The sequence below is a fragment of the Amycolatopsis sp. NPDC059027 genome (genome assembly GCF_042739735.1).
Taxonomy (GTDB): Bacteria; Actinomycetota; Actinomycetes; order Mycobacteriales; family Pseudonocardiaceae; genus Amycolatopsis.
On record NZ_JBHYIK010000051.1, the window covers coordinates 285 to 8,325 of the forward strand.

Here is an 8,041-nt window from a genome sequence, read left to right on the forward strand (position 1 = left end):
GCCCCTTACGGGCACTGAGCGCCGGTAAGGAGTCCTTCACGGCCCTGGGAACGCGCGGTGGGTGCGGGGGTGTCCCGAATCTTCCGTTCGCGGCATGCCAGGTCGCTGAAGGCCACCTCGAGCGACTCCAGGTTCCTCGAGGTGGCCTTCGGCGCACGTGGCGGACCACTAGCCGTTTTGCTTGTCCCGCCAGGCGATCCACGACTTGAGAGGCTCGAGGTCGTAGGCGGGGCCGTTGGCCTCGACGGTGAACAGCGAGACGCCGAGGTCGCGCAGCCGGGGTCCCAGTTCGTCCGGCCCGGCCTTCACCCCGACCGAGCGTTCGATCTCCGCCGGGTCCCTGCCGATCGCGGCGCAGTGCTGGTCGAGGATCCCGACCTTGCGCTCGACGATCTCCGGGTCGCCGAAACCGTGCCAGATGTCCGCGTGCTTCGCGACGAGCCGCAGCGTCTTCTTCTCGCCGCCACCGCCGATCATCGTCGGGATCTTGCGGGTCGGCGCGGGGTTCAGCTTGCCGAGCCTGTCCTCGATGCGCGGCAGCGCTTCGGCGAGGTCGTCGAGCCTGCCGCCCGCGGTGCCGAACTCGTAGCCGTACTGGTCGTAGTCCTTTTCGAACCAGCCGGAGCCGATGCCCAGGATGAGCCTGCCGTCCGAAATGTGGTCGACCGTGCGGGCCATGTCGGCGAGCAGTTCGGGGTTGCGGTAGCTGTTGCACGTCACCAGCGCGCCGATCTCGACCCGCGAGGTCGATTCCGCCCAGGCGCCGAGCATGGTCCAGCACTCGAAGTGCTTGCCGCCGGGGTCGCCGGTGAGCGGGTAGAAGTGGTCCCAGTTGAACACGATGTCGACACCGAGGTTTTCCGCCTCGCTGGCCGCCCGGCGGATGTCGGCGTACTCGGCGTGCTGTGGCTGGATCTGCACGCCGATCCGGATGGGCCTGTTCGATGCTGTGGTCATGATCCTTAGCCTAGGTCACGATCCGCGTGCCCACATCCGGATAAGACGGGGCAGCGCGACGACGAGCCGGCGTCGCGCCGGGACGATGGCGCGGCGGTGGAGCACGTCGTAGCCGAGCCGCTCGATCTCGTCGAGAATGCCCTCGTACAACGTGATCGCGACGCGCACGCACGGCCGGGATTCGGGACGCAGCAAGGGAATTCCGGACTCGGCGCGCCGGTAGACCGCTCGCGTCCTCGACACCGCGAACGCGAGCGCTTGGCGGATCCTCGGATCGGACACCCGCCGTCGCCTGCAGTGGACCAGCAATTCCCGGTCGACACCGAACGCGGCGAGTTCCTCGGCGGGCAGGTAGAGCCGCCCTCGATCGAGGTCTTCGCCGACGTCGCGCAGGAAGTTCGTCAGCTGGAACGCTTCGCCCAGCGCCGCCGCGGCCGGTTCCGCTTCGGCGCACGGAACGACCGTGCCGAACACCGGCAGCATCTGCAGCCCGATCACCTCGGCCGAACCGTGGACGTACTCGGCGAGGTCGGCGTAGGTGGCGTACTCGGTGACGGTCAGGTCCATCCGCATCGAGTGGAGGAAGGCGTCGAACAGCTCGCGCCGCAGCGCGTAGCGCGCGACGGTGTCGGCGAGCGCCGCCAGTACCGGGTCGCCGGGCCTGCCGCCGTCGAAGACGATCCCGACCAGATCGGCGACCTTGTCCAGCGCGACCGCGGGGTCAGTGCCCGGCTCGGGGTTGTCGACCAGCTCGTCGGCCATGCGCGCGAAGCCGTACAGCGCGTGGACCGCGGGCCGCGCGTGGGCGGGCAACAGCCGCGTGGCGAGGAAGAACGTGCGTCCGTGGTGGGCGTTGATCCGCTCGCACTCCGCGTAGGCCGCCCGCAGTGCCGGACCGCGCACCCCGGCCGCGTCCAGCTCCCGGGCACTCACCGGCGAGCGACCCGTCCGGTGATCCGTTCGGCGGCCAGCCGCCCGGAGATCACCACCGGCGGGATGCCGACGCCCGGGGTCGTCCCGCAGCCCGCCAGCACGACGTTGCCCGCCGCCCGTACCAGGTTGGCCGGGCGGAACGGGCCGGTCTGGGTGAAGGTGTGCGCCAGCGAGAAGGGCGTGCCCGCGGCCAGCCCGCGCTCGGCCCAGTCGTGCGGCGTGAGCATCTCGTCGAGCGCGAAGTCCGTGGCGAATCCGGTGAGCCCGCGGGCTTCCAGCGTGCGCAGCAGCTCGTCGCGGTAGGCGTGCCGGACCCGCGGCCAGTCGATCCGCCCGCGCCGCAGGTTGGGCGCCGGGGCGAGCACCGAGACGATCTGGCCGCCGTCCCCCGCCAGCCCGGGATCGGTCGCGGTCGGGCGGGTGACCAGCAGCGACGGGTCGGTCATCAGCCTGCCCTCGCGGATGATCTCGGCGAAGGTCCGGTCCCACTCCCGCCCGAAGAAGATCGTGTGATGTCCCAGCTCCGGCCAGGCGCGCCCGGCGTGCCCGTGCAGCACCACCGCGGACGGCGAGAACCGCAGGGGCAGCGGACGCCGGGGCCGCGCGCCCAGCAGCCGGTACGCGGCGGTGAGTTCGGTCGCGAGCACGACGGCGTCGCACGGGATCCGCTCACCGGACCGGGTCCGGACCGCGCGTACCCGCTCGGAGACCCGTTCCAGCCACGCGGCCTCGGTGCCGAACCGCAGGTCGGCCCCGGCGCGCCCGGCGGCGTCGGCCATCGTCCGGGCGAGGGCGCCCATCCCGCCCGCCGGGTAGTACACGCCACCGACCGTGTCCATGTAGGCGATGACGCCGTACGCGCCGAGCGCGCGGTTCGGATCGAGCCCGGCGTAGAGCGCCTGGAACGAGAACAGCCGCCGGACCCGTTCGTCACGCACGAATTCGCCGATACGCGGGCCGAGCCTGCCGAATCCGCCGAGCCGCGCGAGTTTGACCAGCTCCGGGCGCACCAGATCCAGTGGCGAGTCGAAGTTCGCGCCGATGAAGTGGTCGCGCTGGACGGCGTGCAGCTCGGTCAGCCAGCGGCGCAGCCTGCGGTATCCCGCCGCCTCGGCCGGGCCCGCGAACGCGCGGATCTCGGCCTCCATCGCCTCGCCGTCGGTGTGCAGCGCGAGCGAACTGCCGTCGGCGAAGCGTGCGTGGTAGGCGGGGTCGAGCTTCGTCAGGGTGAGGTTGCCCGACAACGATTCGCCGACCGCGGCGAAGGCCTCGTCGAGCAGTTCCGGCATGGTCAGCACGCTCGCGCCGGTGTCGATCGCATTGCCGCCGAAGTCGTGCTGGCCCGCTCGCCCACCAGGGACCTTGTCCTGTTCGAGCAGGGTGACCCGGCGGCCGGCGCCGAGCAGGTGCAGGGTGGCCGAGAGCCCGGCGAGCCCGGCGCCGATCACCACGACGTGCTCGCCGGGACCGGTGGTCGTGCGCATGTCAGTGCGTCCGCTGGGTCGCTTTGACGACGAGTTCGGTGAGTGCCGCGGGCGCGGGCTCGGCCAGGTGCGCGCGGTCGAGCGCGGCCATCGCGGTGCCGGTCAGCTCGTCGATGCGCCGCTCGACGGCGGCCACGGCGCCGACGCCTTCGAGCGCCTCGCGTACGGAGTCGACGGCGGTGTCGGTCAGCTCCGCGTTCCCGATCGCTTCGGCTACCACGCGTCCGGTGGCGGTGTCCCCGCGCTCCGCCGCGAGCTGGAGGCCGAGCGCGACGAGCAGCGTCCGCTTGCCCTCGCGCAGGTCGTCCCCGGCCGGTTTCCCGGTCACGGACGGGTCGCCGAACACCCCGAGCAGGTCGTCCCGCAGCTGGAAGGCGACGCCGACGTCGCCGCCGAACTCCAGCAGGGTGGCGATGAGCTCGTCGTCGGCCCCGCCGAGCGCGGCGCCGAGGTGCAGCGGGCGCTGCACGGTGTACGCGGCGGTCTTGAGCTTGTCGATCTTCAGCGCGGCTTCGGGCGAGGCGTCGCCAGTGGCCTGGGTGCGGACGTCGAGGTACTGCCCGGCCAGCACTTCGGTGCGCATCGCGCGCCACGCGGGCCGGGCGGCGGCCATCGTGGCGGCGGGCAGCGGGGCGTCGGCGAACATGTCGTCGGCCCACGCCAGCGCGAGGTCGCCGACCAGCACGGCGGTGGCCAGCCCGAACGTCGCGGGCGAGCCGAGCCAGCCGCGGTCGGCGTGCAGCTTCGCCGAGGCGATGTGCACGGTCGGGGAGCCGCGGCGGGAGTCCGAGGAGTCGATCAGGTCGTCGTGGATCAGCGCGCACGCCTGGATCAGTTCGAGGCTCGACACGGCCTGGAGCACGCCCTCGGCGTCCGGCCCGGCCGGATCCCCGCCCGCGCCCCGCCAGCCCCACCAGGCGAACGTCGGTCGCAGGCGCTTGCCGCCGCCGAGCACGAACCCGCTCAGCGCCTCGATCCCGGCGTGCACGCTCGGCTCGGTGCGCACGATCTCCGCGCCGGCGCGGCCGAGGAATCCGGCCAGCGCACGCTCGACGTGGGCGGGCAGATCGGCGTCGGACACGGGCGTGTTCATACCGTTCATCCTCACCGACGGGTGTGACCGGCGCCGCGCCGGGTGCCCCCGGATGTGGCCCTCACCGCTCCCAGAACGCGCCGCGCAGGCCCGCCTCGGCGAAGTATTCGGCGGCTCGCGCCGGTTCCCGGCGGCGATACCCGTATTCGAGACGTCCCGCGTACCAGCCCTTCGCCAGCCGCCACAGCGTCGCGAGATCCATGACGTAGCCCTTGGCGTGGCCCGTTTCCGCGAGCCAACCGTCCACACAGGACTCCGCGCAGAACAGCCGCTGGTTGCCGCAGGTGCGCAGCACGTCGTCCCACATCCGCGCGGCGGGGACGAGGAAGTGCGCCACCTGTTCGCCTGCCGGCGGCGCGTCGCGGCCGACGACCAGCGCGTGCGGCTCCCCGCAGCCGGGGCAGCGGGTGGCCACCAGCACCTCGGGCTCGTGCGGGACCAGGTGCGGGATGGCGAAGGAATCCCACGCGCAGCCGCCCCACCACAGGGTGTGCTCGCCCATCACGGAAAAACCGAGGGGAACGGCGGCGAACGGATGGGCCAGCACGACGTGTTCACAGTCGTCGAGGACGAGGTGATGCGCGTCAGCGAGCCGGTGCAGTGCCTGTTTGGCGACCGCGAGTGAGCCGCCCGCCGCGTCGGCCAGTTCCGGCGCCGTCGGCTGGCGCCCGTACGCCGCGAACGCCCGGTAGACGGCCACGCGGACGTGTTCGTCCCAGCTCTCGTCGTCCTCGCTGCTCATGCTCACTCCCTCGGACCGAGCCTAGCCCAGCGCCACCTCGGGCGAGACTCGAAAACAAGTCCAGTCGCTGGGAGGGGACTCCCAGGAGGCGGACATTTCCCTCTACCATTTCCGGTATGACGTCGGTGATCGAGCGGCTACAGGGCGACGGGCCCGCCTTTTCCATCGAGTTCTTCCCGCCACGGGACACGGCGGACGAGGCCGTGCTGTGGCGGGCGATCCGCGAGCTCGAACCGCTGGACCCGGCGTACATGTCCATCACCTACGGCGCGGGCGGGTCGAGCCGGGACGGGACGATCCGCAGCATCGCGCGGGTCGCCACCGAGACGACCCTGGTGCCGATGGCGCATCTCACCGCGGTCAACCATTCGGTGTCGGAACTGCGGAACGTGATCGGCTGGTACGCCGCGGTCGGCGTCCGCAACATCCTGGCGCTGCGCGGCGACCCGCCCGGCGACGTCTACGGCGACTGGGTGCCGCATCCCGAGGGGCTGACCTACGCCGAGGAACTCGTCGAGCTGGTCCGCTCGCTCGGCGACTTCTGCGTCGGGGTTTCGGCCTTCCCCTACGGGCACCCGCGGTCCGCCGATCTGGAGTCCGACACCAAGTACCTGATCCGGAAGTTCCGTGCCGGGGCCGATTTCGCGATCGCCCAGCTGTTCTTCGAGGCCGAGGACTTCCTGCGGCTGCGGGACCGGGTGGCCGCCGCGGGCTGCGACGCGCTGGTGCTGCCCGGCATCATGCCGCTGACCACGCCGCGCACCCTGCACACCCAGATCAAGCTCTCCGGCGCGCCCGCCTCGCAGCGGCTGCTCGACCGGCTGGAACCGCTGTCCGGCGACCCGGCCGCGTTCCGCGCCGCCGGGATCGACGCGATCACCGAACTGTGCGAGCGGTTGATCGCCGAAGGCGTGCCGGACCTGCACTTCTACACGTTCAACCGGTCCAAGGCCACGCGTGAGGTGGTGGCCAGGCTGGGGCTGGTCCCGGCCCGTGCTTAAGTCCGTTCCGCCGGTCGCCACCAGGCCGGTAGCGTGCCGGACATGGCTTCCACCGAACAGGACGTGCACCGGATCTGCGACCGGTACGTCGACGACTACGCGGCCGCGGACCCGGTCCAGGCCACCATCCTCGGCATCACCGGTCACGACGACCAGCTGACCGACTACTCGCCGGACGGGTACGCGACCAGAGCGTCCCTCGGGGCGAGGGCACTGGCAGCGGTGGAAGCGGCCGAACCCGGCGACGCGGGGGAGCGGGCCGCGAAGGCGGTGTTCACCGAGCGTGTCGGGCTGGAGCAGGAGATCCACGCGGCCGGACTGGACGTCGCGGCGCTGAACGTCATCTCGAGCCCGGTGCAGGAACTGCGCGTTTCGTTCGACCTGATGCCCGCCGGCACGCCCGAGCAGTGGGCGACCATCGCGGCGCGGCTGCGCAAGGTGCCCGAAACGCTGACCGGCATGCGGCGTTCCCTGCTCGCCGGGGCCGAAGCCGGGCAGGTGGCCGCGCTGCGGCAGGTCGGCAAGGTCGCGGAGCAGTGCGAAACCTGGGCCGGGCTGAAGGACGAAGAGGGCTTCTTCGCCGGACTTGTGGCCAACGCGGGCGAAGTCGGCGACGCGCTGCGCGCCGACCTCGGCCACGGCGCCCGCGTCGCGCAGGAGGCGTTCGCGGAGTTCGCCGGATTCCTGCGTGCCGAGCTGGCGCCGCGGGCCCCTGCCAAGGACGCCGTCGGCGAGGACGTCTACAAGCTGTGGTCGCGGTTCTTCATCGGCGCCGAGCTCGACCTGCGCGAGTCCTACGAATGGGGCTGGGCCGAGTTTTCCCGCATCGAGGCCGAAATGCGCGAAGTCGCGAACCGGATCAAGACGGGCGCGACCGTCGGCGAAGCCGCCGCCGTGCTCGACGCCGAGCCTCGTTACCGCGTACGCGGCCGCGCCGAATTCGAGGCGTGGATGCAGAACCTGTCCGACGGAGCCCTGAATTCGTTGCGGGGCAAGCATTTCGACATCCCCGACGCGCTGATGGGCCTCGAGTGCAAGATCGCCCCGCCTGGCGGCGGCGTCGGCGCCTACTACACCCCGCCCAACGAGGACTTCAGCCGTCCCGGGCGGATGTGGTGGTCCCTGCCCCCCGGCAAGGAGGAGTTCGTCACCTGGCGCGAGGTCAGCACCGTCTACCACGAGGGCGTGCCGGGACATCATCTGCAGATCGCGACCGCGGTGTACCAGTCGGCCTCGCTGAACAAGTACCAGCGGCTCATGGCCTTCACCTCCGGGCACGCCGAGGGCTGGGCGCTCTACTCCGAGCGGCTCATGCAGGACCTCGGCTACCTCGCCGACGACGGCGACCTGCTCGGCATGCTGTCCGAACAGCTCTTCCGCGCCGCGCGGGTCGTAGTCGACCTCGGTATGCACCTGGAGCTGGAGATCCCGGCCGGGACCGGGTTCCACGAGGGCGAGCGGTGGACCCCGGAGCTGGGTCTGGAGTTCATGCTCACCCGGACCGTCACCGACCAGGCCCACGTCCGCGACGAGATCGACCGCTACCTCGGCTGGCCCGGCCAGGCTCCGGCGTACAAGATCGGTGAGCGCCTGTGGCTCGCCGCCCGTGACGAGGCCCGTGCCCGGCAGGGCGCCGCCTTCGACATCAAGCAGTTCCACACCCACGCGCTCCGGCTGGGCGGGATGGGCCTGGACACCCTCCGCGCCCAACTGGCCACTGTGGACTGACCGGCTGCTCCGTGGGTGGCCCGCATCCGGCACCTCGGGACGCCGTGCCGTTCGCGACTTGCCGTGAAGGACTCCTTACCGGCGCTCAGTGCCGGTGAGGTGT

General features: G+C 71.7%; 7 protein-coding genes. 2 read left to right on the forward strand and 5 right to left on the reverse strand.

Going from position 1 to position 8,041, the window contains the following annotated elements; genetic code table 11:
* Nucleotides 1-168: 168 nt before the first annotated feature.
* The 5 genes from ACFWY9_RS30290 to merB form a co-directional block, all read right to left on the reverse strand.
* The gene (locus ACFWY9_RS30290; RefSeq protein ID WP_378326494.1) at nt 169-957 is read right to left on the reverse strand and encodes an LLM class F420-dependent oxidoreductase; all 789 of its coding nucleotides are present in this window, start codon (nt 955-957) and stop codon (nt 169-171) included.
* Nucleotides 958-972: 15 nt separating this feature from the next.
* Nucleotides 973-1,890: a phytoene/squalene synthase family protein gene (locus ACFWY9_RS30295; RefSeq protein WP_378326493.1), complete on the reverse strand. Its 918-nt coding sequence runs from the start codon at nt 1,888-1,890 to the stop codon at nt 973-975.
* A complete protein-coding gene (crtI, locus tag ACFWY9_RS30300) occupies nt 1,887-3,374 on the reverse strand; it encodes a phytoene desaturase family protein (protein ID WP_378326492.1) in 1,488 nt (495 codons plus the stop codon). Before crtI ends, ACFWY9_RS30295 begins: the two co-directional genes overlap by 4 nt.
* A gap of 1 nt (nt 3,375) precedes the next feature.
* Complete coding sequence (locus ACFWY9_RS30305; protein WP_378326491.1) at nt 3,376-4,467, reverse strand: polyprenyl synthetase family protein; 1,092 nt, start codon at nt 4,465-4,467, stop codon at nt 3,376-3,378.
* Nucleotides 4,468-4,528: 61 nt separating this feature from the next.
* On the reverse strand, nt 4,529-5,209 hold the full coding sequence (gene merB / locus ACFWY9_RS30310) for an organomercurial lyase (RefSeq protein ID WP_378326490.1): 681 nt from the start codon (nt 5,207-5,209) through the stop codon (nt 4,529-4,531).
* A gap of 116 nt (nt 5,210-5,325) precedes the next feature.
* Here merB and ACFWY9_RS30315 point away from each other — a divergent pair, with 116 nt between their 5' ends.
* Together ACFWY9_RS30315 and ACFWY9_RS30320 are read left to right on the forward strand one after the other, a co-directional pair.
* Nucleotides 5,326-6,210 (forward strand): methylenetetrahydrofolate reductase, encoded by an 885-nt coding sequence (locus ACFWY9_RS30315; protein WP_378326489.1) that lies wholly within the window; start codon nt 5,326-5,328, stop codon nt 6,208-6,210.
* Between the two features lie 42 nt (nt 6,211-6,252).
* Entirely contained in the window at nt 6,253-7,938 is a 1,686-nt protein-coding gene (locus ACFWY9_RS30320) for a DUF885 domain-containing protein (RefSeq protein ID WP_378326488.1), read from the forward strand.
* The last annotated feature ends 103 nt before the right edge of the window (nt 7,939-8,041 follow it).